We start from the raw sequence: 20402 nt of genomic DNA, 5'->3' as shown, positions 1-20402 counted from the left end.
ATGGTGCCACTTTACGAGATCTTACCGAAGGCGGACGCCTCCAAACTGCAAGACCCTCAAGTAGGCGGTAAACAGCGCGGATCGATCGGCGGCGGGAGGCGGGCGCTCGCGCCGTGGAGAACCTTGGTGCGTCTCCAGGAAATCCGCAAAGCGCGCGATCAGCGCGTCATGGCCCCCCGCGGCCATGATTATGCAGCGCCGGTACGCGCCGGCGCTGTCTATGTCGTGCACCAGCCAGTCAGGTGGTTTTGCTGCGAGCGCCTCGAAGCAGCGAATGCGCGCGGCGGTCGAGAGATTCGTCAGTGTCCTTCCCGATCGGGCCTCGGCGGCGACCGGCGTACGCAGCACACGCGAGACGGCGTCCCTGGTTCTCTCCGCACCCCTGACCGCCTCCACCCGGCATATATCCGCGAGCGCGCGTTCCAGACGGCGTGCGGACGCCTTGACCGAGGCCTTCGGGGCAGTACGCAGGTCGAATCCGCATCGCGCGCAAAAGTGCTGGTGGACCAGCTCGCCTTGGTCGAACGCCGCGACGCCGGCACGGCAAGACGGGCATCGATCCCGAAGCCCGCAGCCATGCACGAAGCATGACACACGCGATGCCAGCCTCCACGGCCGCCGGAAATATGGTGCCTCGTCCCCGGCAAGGCAAAGCGAGCAATATTGCATCCAGGTTGAACGGTTCCGGTGCGCATTATCGCGCAGCGGCAGCAGGGGGGCGTTCATGGCGCCGCCGCTCATCGTCATTGACGAGAGGTTCTCGATCGCCAGGCCCGACTGATGGGAGAGCAATGTGGCGATGTTACGTGGGAGGTGAAGGTCAAGGCGCGGCGACCACATCCCCTCGCCGAGCCCGAGGACGCCGGCGAACGACCGCGGCGCGATGCCGTTCACCAGCGCAAGCCGATGGAGCCAGCTCGACAGTAGTTCGTCCGGGAGCGGCTGGACAGAAATCGGCCACCTATCCGGGGCGACGTCGCCATATCGCTCGCGGAGTTCGATGGCGAAGCCCCCGCGCGCGGCATCTCCCGTCACAGCAGGTCATCACGCATGCGCGCCCAGCGGCGCTTCGTGACCGGAACGTGGTGCAGCGCCTCGATGCCCGATTTCATGATACGTTCCTCGCCAGATCTCACCGCCCCCGCGGCCGCCGCAGAGACGATCGCCACGATCTCGCCGATCAGACCCTCGGAGAGCTGGAAGATCGTGCGCGCCAGAGGTTCATCGGAAAGATCGGATGCGAGAGCGAGCGGCAGCGCGCTCTCAAGGCTATCGAGCAGCGTAAGAAACTCCTCGCCATATTGCCAACGCGGCACGGCATGCAGGTCGATCCGGGTGGCCATTTCGGCGGTCTGGTTGATGAAGTCGTAGACTGCGACCTCGCCGATCAGAACAGGCGAGATGTCGTACTGGCGACCGATCCTCCGCAGGAAGGCAAGCACGGCCTCGACGTCGCGCGCCCGACCGCGCAGGGCATTGTGGAATTCATCGAAGATCAGGATCCTGGGCTTCAGCCTGTCGAGCAGATGGTCGACCTGTTCCGCCTTGCGACCGACATCCCTGCTGTTTCCGGTCGGCGCCCGCAACGCCTGCAGGATGCTTCCATAGAAGTGGGCGAGACCTGCGCCCTCGCGTGTCTGCACCACCCACACCCGCTGCTGTTCGGCTGTTTTCAGATGTCCGACGGCGAACCGTTCGGCGATCATGGTCTTGCCGTTGGCATAGGGTCCGACGAGCATCAGGCCGCGGGTCCGCAACGATGGCGGCCGCGACAGAAGCTCGGCAAGACGCTCGTGTGCCTGGAGCGCGACCCGGTGTCCGATCCATCGCGGTGTCTGGATGTAGGCGATCCGCTCTTCCATGCTGCGGTCAAGGTGCGGGCGAACGTGATCAAGCAGATGGTCCGCCACGTCACCAATCCTCTACCGGCAAGCGGCGCTTCTGGCGAACGGGATGATCGGCAGGCGCCGGCGTTGTCGGCCGCATCGCGTTATAGGGCTTGGGCGCGTCTGCGGCGTGAGAGGTTCGCACGGCATTGCGCAGCTCGGCCTTCGACGGCTTCGGTCCACCGGCGATCTCCGCGATCCGGCGGCGCAGCGTCACCTTCTCGACATCCGTGCGCGCATTCGCGGTGCGTCGCCGCAGCCGGTCGGCCTCGTGCTCCCACAACGTCATCGGAGCAAGCATGCCGTCGCGCCGCTCCACAGATCGAAACTCTCTGGTTTCGGGATCGCGGACATAGACGTGGCTGATATCGCGTGGATCGTATCGAAGCTCGAGCTTGCCGAGCCGATCTCGCTGCGGGACAAACTCGCCCAACCAGGGAGAGAAATAGTCGAGCGCGAACATGCTGACGCCCTGCGGTGAGATGCGCCGCTCCGTTCCGGGCATGAATGCCAGCAGCACCCGCATGGGATCATCGTCGAAGCGCACAAGTTCATGTGCCTGCCTATCCCATTCTGATGCCGGCACCCTCAGGGTCCTGGCGTTTTGCTGCAGGTTGTGGTCGATCACCGCGAGCGCGACGCATCGCTCGAGATCGGCGAAGCTGAGACGCGCCCGGCGCTCCGCGGGATATTGGTCACGGTCCGCCACGGATCGGCCCGTCGAGCCAGGCTGCGTTGCAAGAACCCCGTTGAGCTTCCCAAGCAGCCTTTCGACCACGCCACCCTGATGCACGCGACCGCGATCCCGGTAGCGGATACGAATGCCGTAGTCCTCGCACCCGCGCTGAAAGGCATTCCCTTTGAACTCCTTGGCGGAGTCGGTGACCAGCACTCTCGGTCGTCCTAGCATCGGCCACCCATGCTCGATGCCGCGCGCAACCAGCCATTCGTCCTTCGGACACATTGCCTGGGCCAGGCATAGTGCGACCGACAGCGCCGACGGCTTTTCGAGCGTGAGGCAGAATCCCAGTATGCAGCGCGTCGCCACGTCGCTGACGATCGTCAGGTAAGCGCGGCCGACGAAGGTTCCGCCGTCCTCTATAACCTCGACGAAATTGATGTCGGTCGGCGTGTGATCGATCTGGCAGACATCCAGCGGGTGCGCCGCGTGGATGTACCCGGGCCTGGCCCTGAGCCGATGGAGATGTTTCGGGTTCGCGGATCGCTTCTTTGCGATTTCCTCTGCGCTAAACAGGGCGGGTATCCGACGAGCGACAGTTAGATAGGACGGAGGAGTGAGGCCCGCCTCTTCGCAGCGGGCGCGGATCTCGGCCACGACCGGAGCAAGGGGTGGAGCCTCCAGTACCAACCACTGCTCTCGCAGTGTCGTCGCGATGATCCCCTCAATGTCCTGCGGGAGCCGCTTCTGCCGGGTCCTGTCTCCGCCGGGCAAGAGCGACGTCACTGTGCGATTGACACGGTACCGTGCCAGCAGATTGTAGACCTGTCGCGTCGAAAGGCGCAGCTCGGCGGCCGCGCGTACGATTGCCGTCCGCCGGGAACCCGAGCTGTCCAGAATCCTGTCGAGTTCGCGCGCCACGCGGCGCGCCGTCGCCCATGCTTCTTCGGAATGTGGCGCAGCAGGCGCCGGTTTCAGGCTGTGCAATCGGTTCGGCAAAATGAGCGGTCAGTGAAATCGTTAGCGAAAAATCATGGGCCGTCATAGCGCCCAAACCTAAACAGCACATGACGTTCTCACGATTGAAATTGGGAAGTGAAAGCGACAGCTGAGGATGCTCTTGCCCGGCTCGATGAGCGCGTCGCCCGGTCCGAGGTCGGTGCAGGCTTTGCAGAGCGGGCCGATTTCTTCGATTCTGTCTCCAGTATGTGGGTCGGCGGCGAACTCGTCCATCTCGAGGATCTGGTTCTCCACGACGCACAGATGGACATTCGCGCGCCGAGCCATGAGCTTGTTATCGCGCACCGTATCGTGCGGGCCCGGCGCCGCGTGTCACGGAATGATCCCGGCTGGGCGGTATCGCGGTCGGGCATCATGGCGCTCGCCGGCGTTGCCGAGGAGCCTTCCGGTGTAGTCGAACCGGTCGACAGGGGAGGGGAGGGGGTCGAGCTCGACTTGGTCGATCGCGATGCGCTGTCGCCCGAGCTGGCCGAGATCGACGAGGTCCTCGCCCGCACGAAATGGTTGGTCGATGGCAACGAGCCCGCCGAACGAAAGAAGCAGGAGCCCGAGCTCAGTGTCGGGGAGCTGCTCATTCGCGATCCGGATTGGGATGAGGGCGAGCGGATCGGCGAGTGGCTCGAGTTGGCCAAAAAGGTCGAACGGTTCCCGGCCACCTTGGCAGCGGCGGTTCTCTGGGATGCATGGGAACATCTCGAACCCCTGCAGCGCCAGCATTGGCTCGGGCAGGTGCTCATCTCGGATTTCCTGCGATCACGCGGGAAGGTGCGATCTCACCTTCTGGCCTATGCGGTGGGATTGCGCGACATACCGCGCGAGCGCCGACGTGCTCGCGACCGAACGACCAGGCTGGTTAGTTGTCTCGATGCGATGAGCGCGGCTGCCACTGCCGGGACGAAGGACATCGACCGACTAACGCTGGCGAAACGGCAGCTTGAGCGGAAAGCCTTGGACAAGCGATCGACGAGCAGTCTTCCGGTTGCCATCGAACTTCTCTTGTCGCGGCCGATCGTGTCGGCCCCGATGGTCGCAAAGGCGGCGAGGGTCAGTCAGCGCGGCGCCTTGAATTTGGTGCACGAGCTCGGAGTCCGCGAGATGACGGGGAGGGGGCGTTATCGAGCGTGGGGCATTCTATGACTGCTTTGCGCCGCCAAACCAGAAGCAGTGATCAACTTTGATTTCGTTAGGGGCAGACGTCGCTACTTTGGTCGCGGACAAGTGCCGGACCTTGTGGCGCGTCGAGACCGCATCCATCGCGGCTTTGCCCAAGGTTCGTCATTATGACCGGCCACTCCTGGCGCGGGGCAGGCGGGCGGTTTTGTCGTGCCCCGGCCACGCCGGCGCCGCGCGCCCGAGGAACGTGCCACACCCGCAGCTGATGAAGCGTTCGACCGCATACTGATCGCCCGCGTCCCGGCCTCGGGCGGGCGGCGGGACCATTCCCACTTCAATGCGAATGTCGTTAGGGACTACTTCCGTATTGCCGATCACCAGACGCAACGCGTTTGTCTTATCCATGTCGGACCTCGGGGAGAGCATGATGAAGTTGAGGTGCGACAGTGTGTTTTCAGTCAGACGAACCGCAATCAGAAATTCGAGATCGGCGCAGCCCGCGGCCAGGACTACCGCGAAGAAAGTCCGCTCGTCCTGGTTTTTCGCAAACGGCAACTACGCGCGTTCGATTATATGCTGCTGTTTCCCGGGGACGCGGGTTACGGTCCGCTCTTCGACCTTTCGGATCGCCTGCCTTCGCTCTGCCGGGGCTTTCCTCGTGTCGCCACAGACATGGATACACTCGAACGCGCGTGGCGCGATTGTTCGCTCCTGACTTCGGAAGACCAAGATGAGCGGGATATCTGACCTGCCCGCAGCAACCTCGCCGCTATAGCTCCACCGGCGTCGCTCCCGGATTGAATGGTGCCGGGTTAACCGCAGGGACGACCGTGCGATGTGCGAGATCGCGCAAATGGCCGTCGATGAGATCATAGGCATGTGCACCGTTTACGGCCCGCAATGTCTCAGCGATTACGACAGCGCCGGCGATGGCACCCACAAAAGGCGCTCCAACCGTTCTGCCGGCCAGCCGTGTGAGCCCGCAGCGGTCCAGGCCGGCGGCAGAGAGCTTCTCATAGGCCGGAAGGTCAATTCGGCTTTCGTCGCTTTGCGCCGTCGGTTTCCAGACATCGCGCGCTTTTCGCACACCCGGGAAGACATGTGTCCGAAAGCCCAGAAAGTCTGCGGTCCCGCCGCCGAGTCCGGCTTCGATAATCCGTCCGAAGCCAACGTCTTCCAATGCGGCGCGCGCAAGTGCATTATCGACGCCGCACAACGCTAACGACGGTTCATCCGGCCACGCTCTGAAGTTCGCATCAAAGCGGCGTTCTATAATTGTTGACCTGAATCCGCGCTGTTGCGCCCACTGCGCCATCGCCCTTGTCTTGTGAATCCCGACGACGTCGGCCGTGGTCAAGAGTGATGTGCTTTCATTAGACGGGGCAAGGACGTCGAAATCCTGCAGAACGAGTTGTACTTCGGACGGTGAGGCATAGGGCAGCATCCCGAGCGTCCAGAGATAGGCCTGACCCAGATTGCCAAGCCCGACCAACCATAGCGATGATGGCAGTCGGTCGATCTGCGGGCCTCGTGCGGCGCTATCCTGCCAGGAAAGCTCCGGACGCCAAAGCGACAGTCCTGCCTCACGGCGGCCCGCCAGTGGTTGATTGCGGCGCAGGAACTGAAAAGCCTCGGTAACAGCGAGTGCACCGGCAAGAACGCCAGCAGGTGCAAACTCCTGCTTTTCGCCAAGGCGCTTTGTGCTTTGCGAAAGAGGCAGAATGCCGCCGGTCCACCCGTCAAAAGTTGCCCGGATCGCGATCGGATTTTCGGCTTTGTCCGGCACGTTACCGAGACAGATAAGGGGTGTGGCTGTACTAATCTTGGTCGTGATGCGCCCGCCAAGTGCGCGCACAGCAGCCCCAAGATTCTCGTGCCTGCTGAGAGGCACAAGCAACGGTGAGTCAACGGCAACATCGACTTCGACGCCCCCAAGGAAGCTGCGGCGCGCGCTGTTGACGATAGTGAGCAGTGTTGCCTGCAGTGTCGGCGAATGCGCGATATCGGCGCCCACGGAAACGGACAGCCTGTACTCCGCGAACATCCGTTCGGCCTCTTCCAGACTGGCGGCCTCACCGGTATCCATCGCGAGCTTTACCAAGCGGTTCAGGCGATCACCGATTGCATCGTCGACAGCAATATTCATGACAACACCTCCGCGTTCCCGATTTTCAGAAAGCTTTCGATTCCGGGGCCGCCGAGATTTCGCCAGCGATGCCGCCCCCGATACTCGAAGAAGCCCAGCTCCTTCACCTCCACTGGCGGACGTGCAAACCAGGGTACGATCAGAGCCAGATGACCTGCCGTTGCGATCATCGGATTGTTCCGGTCGGCGAGACTCTGGAACGCACGCTTTGGATGCACGTGTATGTCGGCAACGACCGACAGGCCGCTGCCACGGCAGATTTCCCACAAGGGTCCGAAGCTGTGGGCGTGCATGATGACCACACCCGTGCGGTAGGCGGCCGGATCGAGGTCGTCGTAATAAACAATTTTCTCCGCGTGCCGGCCGTGCTGGTCTGACCGGCCTAAAAGAAAGGCGCCGCTTTCATGCCGCTCGCCGGTCCGCCGGTGCAGCTCGTCAAGAAGCTCGCGCCAAAGCTGAGGCGGGATGCTGAGAACAGGATCAGGCTGCACGGCGGCCTCCATAATCGCTCGAATTCAGCATCTCGTGGATGATGCCGAGATACTTGCAAATCCCCTTTTCAGGGTCCCACAGGAGGGCCGGATGCTCATGCACCCAGTTCTCATGGCCTTCGATCGCCTGCCGGTCGCACGGCAAGTAAAGGCACGTGCCGTTTTTCCAGCCGGGATTGAATGCATGGGGAATGCGGGCGCGCCCCTTCGGCCAGAACTTGGGCGGAAGGGGCCTGTTCGCATCGAGATCCCAAGGCTGCGCCGTGACCGCCTTGCGCGGATAGTCATCGCACTGAAAACGAAACCCGTATTCAATGCCGTCGCGTGCCGCTACACCGACAATCAGGTAAGGCCAGTTGATGGCTGTCAGACGCCACCAACCGAAGGCGACGCCGCTGCGAAACCGCCCCGACTCCAGATGGAGCCGGAGCATTTGTTCGTCGGGTGAAGGTACGCGTTCATTCATGGTTTCAGCCCTCCACGCGCTTGAGCGGGACGAGGTCGAACGCGAGGCTGCACGCCGGGCAGCTGACCAAAGCACCGATATGCGTATCCGGCTCCGGCCGGTCAGAAGTACCGGTCAGCTGCAGGACATGCTCGGCGGCATCGCCGGGGTCCATGCCGAAGGCGCGGATGGCGGCCCATTTCTTCACGGTCGCGACCGGAACGCCAGGACCGAATACCCGGTCCTCGCTCACGCCATTGAAGGAGACAGTCACCGTAATGTGCCGACAACGATGGACATGGAAGCGGCCGGGCTTTCCGTCCGGGTCTTCAGGCAACTCGTCGTGTTCGCCGAGCGGCTCCTCGCTGTCCTCGGCGAACACGCAGTACCCGTCTTCGCCTTTGTCTTTGCGGAGACGCGCTGCTTCCGCCAGAAGGTCAGTGACCTTCCTGCCGCGTTCGAGCGTCACCAGCTGAATGTCGGGGATTTTTTCCCCCTGCAAAAGAATCTCGGTCTTCTTCACCGCCATTCTCCTTTCCTTGCTTGGGAGCGTGGCGGCCGGACCACCCGGCTTTGCGTCGCTCCATACTAAGGAAATCGTTGCGGCGCTGAGAAACCGGAAACCCGGAAGTCAGAATTCTGAAGATTCCCCGGGAATGCCCGGGCAGATGAAGTATTGCGGGCAGCGCGGGCAGGTCCGCTCGTCCGGGCTGGCAGGAAAATGCCCGGCTCGAATACCGGCAATTGCATTGTCGTATTTTTGCAGGCGGTTGCCGATGACCTTTTCCGACATCGGAACGGGTACGACCTCGTCCGTCGTCAAAAAGAGAGCTTCGACCTTGGCATTGCCAAGTTCCTGCGCGGCGGCAGCGTGATACAGGGCGTAAAGGTCATCATTGACATTTTTGGGTGGCTTCCCTGTACGCAGGCGCCGTATTATCGGTCCTTCAGGCCCGTTCTCGACATGATCCGGTCTAACCCTGATGCGTCCGTTCGGACGAACCAGTTGCCAATCAGCGTCAAGGATTTCCGCACCGCTTGAGCGCCGCGTGATTGCCCGACCGATGATGCCGTCTGCTGCTTCCCGGTAGACCGCAGCGTAGGGGTGTTTTGAGGGCCCGATTTCCTCCCAGGCGGTTTCGAGCATGCCGAAAGCCTCCTCGCGTCCGATTTTCCTGCCCGCCTCCTGTGCGCTCATCCAGCGAAGCACGGAGTAAACCGCCCTGTGGAACTCGACATAAGCGTTGTCGTCACGCGCACCGCTGAGCGCAAGCACTCGCTGATAAAGATAAGCCCGCGGACAGCGCAGGTACTGATCCAGGTCTTCTGCGCGATGTGAATCCAGTTCAGGGGCAAGGTGAGCATGGCTCTCAACGCCTGTTTCACCGATGTCGCCGCCATCCCGCCATCGCGGCGGACCGTCGGGTTGCCGGGGGAGATGGGCGACCATCGCAGTCAGCAGGGATGACGCGTTTCGATTGGCGCCGTAGCGTTCGGCACGGGAGAGATGCAGGGTGTCCCGCGCCCGCGAAGCGGCCACGAAAAAAAGACACTCTTCCTCCTCCGCATGCGAAGCCTTGGGATCGTCGCTCAGCATAGAGGGCGGGGGCGGGCACGGATTGTATTGCGGGTTCACCGGAAACATGGAGGTGCCAAGCCCCGGAAGATAGACAACGCTGAATTCGAGCCCTTTGCTCGCATGGACTGTCAGCAAGCGAACCGCGTCAATACCGGCAGCAGCCGATGGCATTTGCCGCAGTTGCCGCTCTTCTCCGAAAATCTCCAGACGTCGTATCCACTGGAGCAACTGGTTTCGAGGTCCGCCGCCGCCAATACCCTTGTGTTCGATTGCGAACTGCAAGAGCTGGAACAGGGCGAGCCGTTGTTGTTGCCCGGAAACGCTCTCATCCGCCAGCACCGGATCTAGATAGCCGCTCCGAACGAATAGATATTCTGCCAGCAATGCGCCGGGTGTCGTTCCGGGCGTCACGAAGGAAAGATGATCGGCGAGCTTTCCAAGCCCCGCCCGGCCCTGAGAGGACAAGCCGGGGATCTCGCTCAGGCGGGATATCGCGTCCAGCGGATAAATGCGCTTTTCCTTCGCAAATGAGAGTACCTCCCGAACGTCGTCCAGTGGCAGGCTGTACTCAGGAAAGCTTGCAATACGCAGAAGGCCGCCGCGCTCGGGCTCGCAGGTAAACGAGAGTAGCGAGAGCATGTCCCTGGTTTCCGGACGTTCAAAAAGATCTCCGAGATACAGCACCGGTATGCCGCGCGCCTCAAGCTGACTTGCAAAACGTGCAAGATTGGTGTGAGAGCGGCAGAGAATCGCCTGGTCCCGGTAAGGCACTCCGTCTTTGCGTCGCTTTTCTATCTCTGCGGCAAGGCCGGTTGCTTCTGCGGGCAAATCTATCGCGATCTCCATGCAAATCTCACCGCCCTGGTGACCGCGATGCGCCGTCCATTTTGGCGGCAATCCGCCTACACTCGCTTTCATCTTTGGCGCAAAGGCTTCAACAAATCGGACGACCGGGTCTTGCGAACGATAGTTCACGTCCAGCGATAGGCGCTTGCCACCGGGAAAGTCGCGTTCGAAATTCCGAATGTTTGCCGGCGATGCACCGCGGAATCTGTAGATTGATTGCCGGGCGTCCCCGACGACCCACAGTTCCTTGCTACCCTCCGCCAGGAGCTGAAGCAAAACGCTGCTGGCGCGATTAACGTCCTGGTATTCGTCGACCAGAATATGCGGATACTGACCGCGCAATGCCGCGCGGACTTCGGAATGCTCCTCAAGGAGCTTTATTGGCTTGAGAATGAGATCGGCGAAGTCGACCACTCCAGCGTCCTGCAGGATCTGCTCGTAGACGGCGTATATATCAGCGACTTCGATGACCTTCTGGGCAGCTTCGCGGGCATCGGCGTCGTGTCCGGCCTCGTTAAGCATGGCTTCGCCGAAGCTACGATACTGCGCCGGACCAATCAGCTCGTCCTTTGCGCGCGATATCGCGCTCAGTACATCGCGAAGGGCAAGAGCTGGGTCATAAAGCTTTAGGTAATGATCGAGAGGGAGATCAGGCAAACGCTCTTCGAGCAGCAGCAGCGCATCGCTCGGGTCAACCGGCTGGACATTGGGGTCTAACCCAAGAAGGTGCCCGTACTTGCGTAGCACTTCGAGACCGAAGGCATGAAAAGTGCCTGCCCAGATAGCCGGCGCAGCATCTGGCGCCGACAATGCGACGCGTTCGCGCATTTCCTCAGCCGCTTTATTTGAGAAGGTCAAGGCGAGGATGTTCTCAGGCGGGACCTCTTTTTTGTGAAGCAGCCAGTCAATGCGTGCGATCAGCGTTCGCGTTTTTCCGGTGCCGGGCCCAGCTTCCACGAGGTGCGGAGCATCCATTGCCTCCGCTGCCGCACGTTGGGAGTCGTCCAAAGCCGGTGTCTTATGGGTTTGCACCGGCGCGGCCTCGAATTCCGGTACAAACAGTGCCTGGGCAAGCTGTTGGTATACGAGGCCAAGGGGCAGACCGCGCTGCTCGGCGATGCTGGTTGCTGGAAGTCGCTCGGTAATAAAGAGCCTGCGCGCTTCGCTGCAGGGGAGTAAAAATTCGCGCGCAAAGACGTTGGCCTGACATTCCCGGCGTTCGCGCGGTCCATACCCCTCAACACGCTGAACTCCCAAAGGCATGCGTTCTTCGGGCATGATGTCATCGATATCGGCGGTGCTGCAGGCACCGGATGCGTTATCCAGAAAGTGATGCCCAAACTCATGAGCTTGATAAAACGCTGCCTTTTCCTCCGGCACGCTCTGCTTATAAAAGATTGCGGGCGTCTGGGGATCGAGAATAGCTTCAGCTCCACACAGCACAGGGTCGCCGGCCTGTACGCCCTGACGGGGAATGCCCGTCAGACGCGTCGCACCCTCCAGCAGCTTTGATGCCGAACGCTCGCCGTTCGCTTTCATTGCCGCATCATCGTGCGCGCGACGGGCGACAGCCCGAACGGTATCGAAGCCTTCCATAATTCAGCCTCCTTCTCGGTCCGTCCCTTCGTCTAGCCAGCGCCTCTTCTCGGCATCCGATAGCGATGAAGCATTCACTGCGTCGGCAAAGCTCTGTCGCCCAAGGCTCGAAGGCTTGGCGCGGGCCAGATACGCATTGCCGGCAAGATTGCGTGGCGGCAATGCGAGATAGTTTGTGACTGCGTCAAATGACCTGTCGATCAGTCGTGCAACATGCTGAACCAACGAGCCTGGAATTGTTGCCGGCTCAATCATTCGGCTGTTGAGTTTGCTCACCAGCGCTAGGTCAAGTCCGCAAGCTTTCGCAAACTCCTGCGAATCCATACCGGCTTTCTGTGCTTCGCCAGTAAGGCTCTGAATCGGTGATTCAGACTGCGCGCCTGAAGCCTGATAAGCCATATTCTGAACATGGCTCATCGCGCGATTAATAAGGACACGTTCGGATGCGTCTCCAAGGTCCGGCGCTTCCGGCAGAACCAGCTGTTCGGCCCAGGTAGCGGCAAAATCGACCAGCTCCTTCTCGAATTGTGGATAATGCGCAACCCACTTCTGGATGTTCTCTGCTGTAGGTCTGTCATTCTCTGCGACGAACTCGTGAAGAACATCATCGAGCGTCGCCATATTTCTATTCTCCATTTTCATTCTCCCGGAAGCCGGCCAAAAGTGCATCAGCTTCCTTCAACCAGTTACGAATTGTGCGACCTGAGCGGCCGTATTGGCGTGCGATTGTCACTTCGCCGTCCGGGTCATCTGCGGGGTTATCGGCGCCGATCTTCATCTCGACATAGTGGCGCAACAGGAAGACCTGCCTCAGGCGCGGCGGGAGCCTGGCAAGCCCGTCCGAGATCATTGAAAGTTGTTCGGGCGAAAGCCGTTCGTCAGCCTGCTTTTCGAGCAAAGTCAGCCCTTCGGAGTTGCCTTCGCCGGAAAAACCCGAGTCGAGACTTTCGGTATCGCCGCTATGCCGAAAGGCCGTACGGCAGGCGTCGACCGTTTTTTTCGTCAGGTAGTCCCAGAACCGCTCCTGCATGTAGTCGCCTCGATCGTCCGGCGCGAAGAGATCTTCGACGACCTTGCGCATGACGTCACCCTGTAAGTCCTCCCGCATCTCACGGTCGAATCCCCTGAACTTTCCGCGGAAAAAAGGACTGCAACGCTCGAACAGCAGGCGAAAGAGCGCATCGCGTGTCTTCGTGTCGCTGGAATGAATAGCTCGGCGTATGAAGAACACGAGGCTTTCCGCCGAAAGAAAAAGCGGATCGCGCTCGTCCGCGCACTCAGCGCGTCGCACCAACTCCTGCCCGGCGAGGTCAAGAGCGCTGACGATTTCCCGCTCGGTTCTTTCCAGCCGCTTGCACCTGCCACGCGTGAGCGGTGCAATCTGCGGCGGTTCGTCAGGTTCTTCGGAATTCTCCGGTTCCGCCGACTGCGAAGATGGTGCTTCAGCCATGGGCTATCCTTTCATCTATATGTGTAATCGGCACGGTCGCCCAAAACCGGAAACAAATTTCTGAAAAAAATTCAGCCAGCGAATCTCAACGTCCGCTGCATAATATCGGCAATATTCCCGCAGCCAGAGACGGGGTTCAACTTTCCGCCAGAAAGTTATCCACCTAGCTTATGATGAAACGGACGATAAACTATTTCTAGTTGCCTCGCTGGTATCCAAGATCCACAGCGGAGAATAAAGCAAATCAACTGGCTCTCGATGGGAGGCTGAACTGCGAGATCATGTTTTGGGGACGGCGCGATACCACAACCAAGGACGCAAATCTTGGTGGACGCGGGTTGCGGTGCGATAACGCAGACCATGCATCCAAATGCGCATCAACGGCAGCCGGTGTCTTCGCATCCACAGGCCGCGCTTTCATGCGATCTCATGAACTCTTGCATCCGGCACGACTTGCACGGCAATCTCGCACAGGTGACGGTGATGGGTGAGGTATATAACCTGGCCTACCCGAGCCATCTGCCCGAACAGCCGAAAGACTTCCTCCGATCGCGGTTCGTCGAACGTTTCCATAATATCATCAGCGATAAACGGTACAGAAGGCCTTGCTGCCGCGAACTCCTCGTATCCGGCCAATCGAAGCGCCAGATATAGCTGAAACTGTGTGCCCTTTGACATTTCGACCGCGAGTTTGGATCCGCCTTGCCGCGACAGTCCGATCAACGCCTCACGATCCTTGTCCGGCCGTGTGGCAAGTCCGGAGTATTCATCACGCGTAATCAACCGGAAGGCTTCGGATGCCCGGTTCATCATCGCACTACGGTGCTTTTCCCGATATGCGCGGATACCGTGTTCAGCGACCAAGCTTCCGGTCTTCAGGCGTAGATATCGCAGCGCCAGATCCTCGATTTCCAGAAGTAATGTGCGGCGGTTCGCTTCGAGGCGGGCGACAGTGTCATCGCCTCCGATCGCGTCCAATGCGTCAGTCGCGCGAGCCCTGTCAGCGAAGAGATCCTTTGCGCGTCCGTCGAGGTCGGCAAGGCGCGCATCGAGTTCAGCTTGTTCTGCCTTCAGTTCGCCGAGGTTGATATTGCGGAGGCCGGCTACCGCCTCCTCGATGAATTGCCTCTGCGTCTCCCCGAGAATCTGCCGCGAGAGTTTGCCGAGTTCCGTGATCAACTCGTCCCTTTTCTTGCAGCGCTCCAACGCCTGTCGGACATCGGCGAGCTCGTTGACCTGGAAGAATTCACACATCTCCCCCTTGCGCGAGTCATGAACTGCGATCTCTCCATCCAGATGCTCATGCTCGAGTTCGAGATCGGCAAGAGCCTGGATTCGTTCCTGTCGTTTCGCGTCTGTCTGCCTGGCTTCTTCGTGCCGTCGGATTAATGCCTTGGCTGCGGCGAGCGGATTGTTGCCATCGTACGCTTCTCCGAGTGCCATATGCAGCCGCTCGACTGTATCAGCGAAGGCTGCCTGATCGGATTCCATCGACGCGATGCGATGACTCAGGTCTTCCTGCTCGCGCAACGCCTCGGGGAGACCGGTCATCGCGTCGAGGAGTTCTCGTATCGCGCCGACACTGCCTTGACGATCGGAAAACCAGGTGTTGGAGAGGATTCTCCCCCAAGCACGCTGCCACTCTTCGAATGCGGCTACGGCTTGGTCCAATGCCGCTTTTCGCTGAGACGCTGCGGCTTGAAACTCCGCGAGGCGTTTGTCTGCTTCGACGCGTCTGGTTCGGCTGGTAGCGTGTTCCGTGAGAATGTTGTCAGCTGCCTGCATCAATGCAGCCAAATCCAGTCCCTCGACATCGATCCCAATGGTCATCAAGGATTCAGAGAGAAAATCCTTTTCCGTTGTTATTGCTGACTTAGCTTCGTCAATATCGCTCAGAGATCGACGGAGGTCATCATGTGCAATCAGTGCCGAGGTGCGGGCCTCAGCCCAGCTGCTGACTGATTTTAGCCAGGCATGCGTGGGTTTGTCCGCAGCCAGTTCGATCTCGGTTGGCGTCTCGGACCGGATTTCGCGGCGCAAGGCTTCCAGTTCACTGTCGGTCTCTTGCAGCAATTGATCTTGCTGCTCGAGGTGTGCCCTTGCGACCGACAACGCCGCCGACAGGGACCGCAACTCCTCGAGCTCTTTGAGACCGTTTAGTCGTATATCGAGGATCGCATCGGCCGATCGCATTTCCCTTTCGAAACGATCGGCCGTTTCTCGATCCAAGCTGGACAAGTGGTGTGCCCACGCTTCGTCACGTTGAACTAGGGCAGCTTTCGCCTCCTCGTCATCCTTAATGCTAGATGTTTCGCGCAGGGAAGAGATCCTGGCGGTGTCCTCATTGCACTTTGTCGAGAGCTCCCGTTTCCGCTCGCCGATCTGTGCGCGCCTCTTCTCGATCCCGTCAAAAATCAGTTTCCATGCGGCCAGTTGGTCGGGTTGGGGCGGCGAGATCTTTCGTAGTTCCGTCCCCTCGCCAGCCCAGGGATGGAGGTTGTGGATAGCATCATCAAAGGCGCGTCTCTTCTCGGGAAGGGCTCGCTCCGCAAGGCGAAGTTCGGCAACCAGATTTCCGTCGCGCAGGCGTTTCAGTACGGATTGAAGCTGTGCGATCTTGCCCGCGTCGACCGCGACGCCTTGTCCGTCAAGCGCCTGGCGAGCGCGCTGCTCATCTTCCAGAGCCTGCCGGGCGGACACTTCTTCCTTTTCGGCTGATTGGTGCGCGACATCGATGCCGGTTTTTTGGGTGATCAGATCACGAAGCGCTCCGATCGTGGAGGCTGGAACAAGAAGTGTCTTGGGGTCGTCGACATTGGATTGTCCCAAGGTCACGAGAATAAGATCGATCTTGCGGTTGCATTCAGCCAGCGCGTCGTTCCTTTTGGGGAGATCGTCTGCAGCCGTCGTGTAGCGTGCGGCGGCGTCTCCAAGCCGATCGAGATCTTCCGCCATCTCGAGCAGACGGTCCTCGACGATCAACCCCGCGAGTTCGTCACGAAGCTTCTGCTCACGCTGTTTGAGGCCGATAGTCTGTGTTTGAAGCCGCGTCTCCTCGACGATGAGCTCGGGAAGAGCGGTCGCCCATTCCGCCGGAGGGTGGGGCATGTCCTTGTATTCCGACAGCTTCTCGTGCCCCTGAAGGTATTCGGTCGCCAAAGGGTAGGCGCGCAGAGTACGGATTATCACCTCGTGACGCACCTTGGCTGCTGCGATCTCCTTCATGGCAGCGTCATAAGCAGTCTCGGCTTGCTCAAGCGCTGCCGTCAGCGTCTTGTAAGAGGAGGCCTGCACATCGATTTCGTCGCGCTTTGATTTCAGCTCCGCAATCTGTCGCTTCAGACCTGCGATTGCGGTCGAACTCGCGCGCTTCCGAAAAATGCCGTCGGCTTCGGCCGCCGCGGTTTGGAGAATGGAATTGACGCCAGCCAGGCCCGCACTTGCCGAGAACAGCAACTCGCCCAGATCGCCCTTGCTCTCCAGTATCGCGTTGCCACCGTCCTCCAGTGTCTGGTCGTCGAGTGAAAACATCATGCGGTATGCGTCGCGTGTCAGACCAGCGAGCGGGAAGCCCAGAATCGCCTCGTTGACCGGCTGCCCGTGCTCATCCAGGAGGGAATTGCTGCGCTGCTTGACGCGCCTGAACTCGTGAGCCGATCCTTCGAACTCCAGACAGGCGCCGATCTCCATGGCTTTACCTTGATGAATAAAACCGTAGCGCGTGCGTTCCTCAATGCCGAACAGGAGGTCGAGATAGGCGGAAAGAGCCGTCGATTTGCCGGCTTCGTTCAGGCCGTAGACGATATGCAAATCCGGTGTGTCGCTCTCATGTTCCCCGAAGTCGATCGAATAATCGGTGAACTTGCCGTAGCGGGTGAGATCGAGCCGGCGCAGGCGCATCAGTCGACCTCCGGAGCGTTGGCTTTGAGCCGAGCCAGCATGTCCTCGCTTCCTTCGGACAGCAACTGATCGACCAGCGCCTCGAACTCGTCTTCGTTGATGCCGCTGAACCCGCGCGCTTCCGGCGGCAGGTCATCGCGCAGTTCCTTGACGAGGTCGTGCACGATTTGTCGAACGCCATGCTGTTGAATGATGTCGTCTCGCATCAACTCGCCGAGTTCAAGGACTGGATCGGCGGTCGCGCTTCCAACCGGTTTGCTGACCGGCGCCGTTGTCGCCAAATCGATCTTTTCGATCCAGGTGTTTCCCAAGCTCTCTGCGCGCTGCTCGGTTTCAGCCAGCAGCAAATCGCGATCGCGTCGCAGCCGCCACGACAACGGGGTCGCACCTGTCAATCGAAGACGAGCCACAAGATGCTGACATCGTGTTTGTTCGCGTGCTCCAGAAATCTCTGCCTCAATCAGATCGGCTGCCTCTCGCCAGGTCTCTGCCGAGGACATGTCGACCGGGACGCGTTCGAACTGGGCGGTGTTTGTCGTGCGTTCTTCGATCCTGAGGCTGTGATCGTCATTGACCGTAACGAGGCTGACTGTCTTTTCCCCGGCTTCATTGATGTCCCGTCCCTGAGGCATTCCTGGCATGACCACTACGCGATCGCCGGCGTATTCAGTCCGGACATGGACGTGTCCCAGTGCCCAATAATCGAATCCCCAGCCCTGGAGGTCGGATAGCTTGCAAGGCGCGTAAGGATCGTGCCCAGGAGCGCCCGCCAAGCTCGTATGCATGATCCCGATATTGACAGCATCCGGGGTAGGGCGGTGATACTTCTCAAGAAGGCTTTCCGGAGCCTGAGGCTTGGCGAAACTCAGGCCGTGAATAGAAAGTGCGAGCCCGTCCTTGGTGATGTCGACGCAATGAGCGCGCCCGCCGAAAACGGTAACCGACGGCTGCAGGATCAGTTCCTGCGTGATGCGCGAAAGGGCGTCGTGATTTCCTCGGATGATGAAGGTCGCGATGCCGGCTTCGTTGAGCCGCTGCATCTGGCTGGCCAGAAACCGGGCAGTCTTCATGGATGTCTGGTCGCCGTCATAGAGATCGCCGGCGACAATCAGCGCATCGACCTGTTCATCGATACACAAGTCGACGATCATTACCAAAGCCTGCCGCGTGGCGTCGCCGATCAACTCGGCGAGGTCGCTGTTGCGCATTGCAAGCGAACGTAGCGGGGAATCGAGATGAAGGTCAGCAGTATGGATGAATCGGAATGCCATAGGTGCATTGTCCATTACCTGAGCGATGAAAGTAAAACGCAATTATGCAATTCAAGGCGAATTGGTCGTACTGAGCGGTCGAGGCGAGTCCGAAAAATGTGACATTCTTCGGACTCTCTTGTTGATGTCCGAAAAATGTAGCATATTTCGGACATGACGGATCCAAATCAAGATACAGATCTGCGTTCCAAACTGCTTGCTCGGGTTGCGTCTCAGCCCGATGAGGTCTGGACGCCTGCCGATTTCGCCGATCTCGGCGGGCGTGCCGCCATAGACAAAACCCTGCAGCGGCTCGCCGCCGCCGGCGAGCTTCGCCGTATTGATCGCGGTCTCTATGATCGTCCGCGCAAAAACTCCCTGACGGGACAGCCAACCGTTCCGGACTATCGGGCCGTGATCCGTGCTGTCACCCGTCGCGACCAGGCGCGGGCCGTTGTCGACGGCATGACCGCCGCAAACGATCTCGGTCTTACCACGGCCGTCCCGGCGCGCATCGAAGTGCTGGTTGATGCACGGCTGAAGCCGATCAAACTTGGCAAGCAGGAAATTCATTTCAAGTTCGCCGCCCCGAGCCGGCTCTACTGGGCCGACCGACCGGCCATGCGCGTCGTCCAGGCCCTGTACTGGATGCAGGACATGCTGTCCCATGACGACGAGCGAGACCGGGTAGGGGATGTGCTGCGCCGTTTGTTCGCTGATCCGAAACACGGAAAAGCGATCCGTGACGACCTTCGCGCCGGCCTTTCAGCCCTGCCGATCTGGATGCAGGAATTCCTGCGCGACCTGATCATTCCCGTCGATACCAACGAGGTCGAACAATGAGCACGGCCGCCTATAAGCAGGTCGTCGAGACCCCCGCGCGAGACCGGCTCGATCTATTCCTGGCAACCGCGAACCGGCTTGGAGCGCCTGTGGGTAATATCGAGAAGGACTTCTGGGTCTGCTGGACCCTGAATGCGCTCTATCACGAGCGACCTGCCGGAGCACCGCGCCTCCTCTTCAAGGGAGGCACGTCCCTGTCGAAAGCCTACGGCCTCATCCAACGGTTTTCCGAAGACATCGACATCACCGTCTTCCGCGATGACCTCCACGAACCGGCATCGGTCGAAGAACTCGAAGCCCTTTCGAACAAGAAACGCCGTGCCAGACTGGATGCTATTCGGGACGCGTGCCGTGCGTACATTACTGGCCCGCTTCGAGAACTTCTTGCCGAGCAACTGGCCGGCATCTCCAGCGGTGCAGGGCGGATCGAGATCGACGAAGCCGATCCCGACGGACAGACACTTCTCGTCTGGTATCCAGAGGTTGAGCCGCGCGACGGCGCATATGTGCGCCCAGCCGTTCGAATCGAATCCGGCGCAAAGTCAGCGCTTGATCCTAATCGGCCGGTCACGATCCGCCCCTACATCGCCGACGAGGCGTCATCATTGGATTTGGCAGTAGCTGACGTAACCACTGTCGAGGCAACACGGACCTTCTGGGACAAGGTTGTCATCGCACATGGCTTGCGCCGCTGGTATGAGCGGCGTGGCGTCCTTCGCCAAGAAGGTCAACGCGTGTCGCGGCACTATTACGATCTTCATTGCCTCCTAAACTCAGACGTGGGCCTGGCTGCCCTCGGAGATTTTGATCTCGGTGCAGATTGCGTCCGACATGCGCAGATGTTCTTCAACCGACCTGACATGGACCTCGCCTCGGCCATGCCGGGTACATTCGCCATTGAGCCTGTCGACGGCATGGTGGCGGCGCTCAAGGAAGACTACGCCAACACGACCGCAATGATCTTCGGAACGGCGCCTGAATTTGAGGACGTGCTTGCATCCGTAGCAGCGATCGAACATCAATTGAACAAGGTCGCAACCTGATGCGAGAACAAGGACGTAAAGCGCCAGAATACAAAGGTGAGAGCTGCGTTGATGTTCTGGTGATACGTCCATTGGGAGCAGGACAGACGGAACCATCGGGCGTTGGCAATCCGGA

At 60.1% G+C, this 20402-nt stretch carries 16 protein-coding genes; 3 read left to right on the top strand and 13 right to left on the bottom strand.

Features of this window, described 5'->3' with window-relative positions:
- Nucleotides 1–21: 21 nt before the first annotated feature.
- The 3 genes from ABJO75_RS28920 to ABJO75_RS28910 are packed head-to-tail and all read right to left on the bottom strand — an operon-like array spanning nt 22 to nt 3486.
- Nucleotides 22–1035 carry a TniQ family protein gene (locus ABJO75_RS28920; RefSeq protein ID WP_348195758.1) on the bottom strand — a complete coding sequence of 338 codons (1014 nt, stop codon included), beginning with the start codon at nt 1033–1035 and terminating at the stop codon, nt 22–24.
- On the bottom strand, nt 1032–1910 hold the full coding sequence (locus ABJO75_RS28915; protein ID WP_348195757.1) for a TniB family NTP-binding protein: 879 nt from the start codon (nt 1908–1910) through the stop codon (nt 1032–1034). The genes ABJO75_RS28920 and ABJO75_RS28915 overlap by 4 nt, the downstream gene beginning before the upstream one ends.
- A 1-nt stretch (nt 1911) precedes the next feature.
- On the bottom strand, nt 1912–3486 hold the full coding sequence (locus ABJO75_RS28910; RefSeq protein ID WP_348202930.1) for a transposase family protein: 1575 nt from the start codon (nt 3484–3486) through the stop codon (nt 1912–1914).
- A 174-nt stretch (nt 3487–3660) separates the two neighbouring features.
- Here ABJO75_RS28910 and ABJO75_RS28905 point away from each other — a divergent pair, with 174 nt between their 5' ends.
- On the top strand, nt 3661–4722 hold the full coding sequence (locus ABJO75_RS28905; RefSeq protein WP_348195755.1) for an RHE_PE00001 family protein: 1062 nt from the start codon (nt 3661–3663) through the stop codon (nt 4720–4722).
- A gap of 141 nt (nt 4723–4863) precedes the next feature.
- Here ABJO75_RS28905 and ABJO75_RS28900 read toward each other — a convergent pair whose 3' ends face one another.
- The 10 genes from ABJO75_RS28900 to ABJO75_RS28855 form a co-directional block, all read right to left on the bottom strand.
- Nucleotides 4864–5253, bottom strand: coding sequence for a hypothetical protein (locus tag ABJO75_RS28900; protein ID WP_348202929.1), 390 nt, complete (start codon nt 5251–5253; stop codon nt 4864–4866).
- Nucleotides 5254–5467: 214 nt separating this feature from the next.
- A complete protein-coding gene (locus ABJO75_RS28895; protein ID WP_348195753.1) occupies nt 5468–6844 on the bottom strand; it encodes a hypothetical protein in 1377 nt (458 codons plus the stop codon).
- On the bottom strand, nt 6841–7335 hold the full coding sequence (locus ABJO75_RS28890) for a hypothetical protein (protein WP_348195752.1): 495 nt from the start codon (nt 7333–7335) through the stop codon (nt 6841–6843). Before ABJO75_RS28890 ends, ABJO75_RS28895 begins: the two co-directional genes overlap by 4 nt.
- Nucleotides 7325–7801, bottom strand: a complete 477-nt coding sequence (locus ABJO75_RS28885) for a hypothetical protein (protein ID WP_348195751.1) — start codon at nt 7799–7801, stop codon at nt 7325–7327. Before ABJO75_RS28885 ends, ABJO75_RS28890 begins: the two co-directional genes overlap by 11 nt.
- 4 nt (nt 7802–7805) lie before the next feature.
- Nucleotides 7806–8309, bottom strand: a complete 504-nt coding sequence (locus tag ABJO75_RS28880; protein ID WP_348195750.1) for a hypothetical protein — start codon at nt 8307–8309, stop codon at nt 7806–7808.
- A gap of 102 nt (nt 8310–8411) precedes the next feature.
- Entirely contained in the window at nt 8412–11801 is a 3390-nt protein-coding gene (locus tag ABJO75_RS28875; RefSeq protein ID WP_348195749.1) for an ATP-dependent helicase, read from the bottom strand.
- Between the two features lie 3 nt (nt 11802–11804).
- Nucleotides 11805–12422 carry a hypothetical protein gene (locus ABJO75_RS28870; RefSeq protein WP_348195748.1) on the bottom strand — a complete coding sequence of 206 codons (618 nt, stop codon included), beginning with the start codon at nt 12420–12422 and terminating at the stop codon, nt 11805–11807.
- A 4-nt stretch (nt 12423–12426) separates the two neighbouring features.
- Nucleotides 12427–13251, bottom strand: a complete 825-nt coding sequence (locus ABJO75_RS28865) for a hypothetical protein (protein WP_348195747.1) — start codon at nt 13249–13251, stop codon at nt 12427–12429.
- A 417-nt stretch (nt 13252–13668) separates the two neighbouring features.
- Nucleotides 13669–17151, bottom strand: a complete 3483-nt coding sequence (locus ABJO75_RS28860) for an AAA family ATPase (protein ID WP_348195971.1) — start codon at nt 17149–17151, stop codon at nt 13669–13671.
- Entirely contained in the window at nt 17151–18422 is a 1272-nt protein-coding gene (locus ABJO75_RS28855) for a DNA repair exonuclease (protein WP_348195970.1), read from the bottom strand. Before ABJO75_RS28855 ends, ABJO75_RS28860 begins: the two co-directional genes overlap by 1 nt.
- Before the next feature lie 153 nt (nt 18423–18575).
- Here ABJO75_RS28855 and ABJO75_RS28850 point away from each other — a divergent pair, with 153 nt between their 5' ends.
- Nucleotides 18576–19244 (top strand): DUF6088 family protein, encoded by a 669-nt coding sequence (locus tag ABJO75_RS28850; protein ID WP_348195968.1) that lies wholly within the window; start codon nt 18576–18578, stop codon nt 19242–19244.
- On the top strand, nt 19241–20287 hold the full coding sequence (locus tag ABJO75_RS28845; protein WP_348195967.1) for a nucleotidyl transferase AbiEii/AbiGii toxin family protein: 1047 nt from the start codon (nt 19241–19243) through the stop codon (nt 20285–20287). The genes ABJO75_RS28850 and ABJO75_RS28845 overlap by 4 nt, the downstream gene beginning before the upstream one ends.
- Nucleotides 20288–20402: the final 115 nt, after the last annotated feature.

The organism is Sedimentitalea sp., assembly GCF_039973035.1.
In the GTDB taxonomy this organism is placed as follows: domain Bacteria; phylum Pseudomonadota; class Alphaproteobacteria; order Rhodobacterales; family Rhodobacteraceae; genus Sedimentitalea.
The sequence above is the reverse complement of the archived record's forward strand: the minus strand, read 5'-3'. Positions and strand labels throughout refer to the sequence as shown.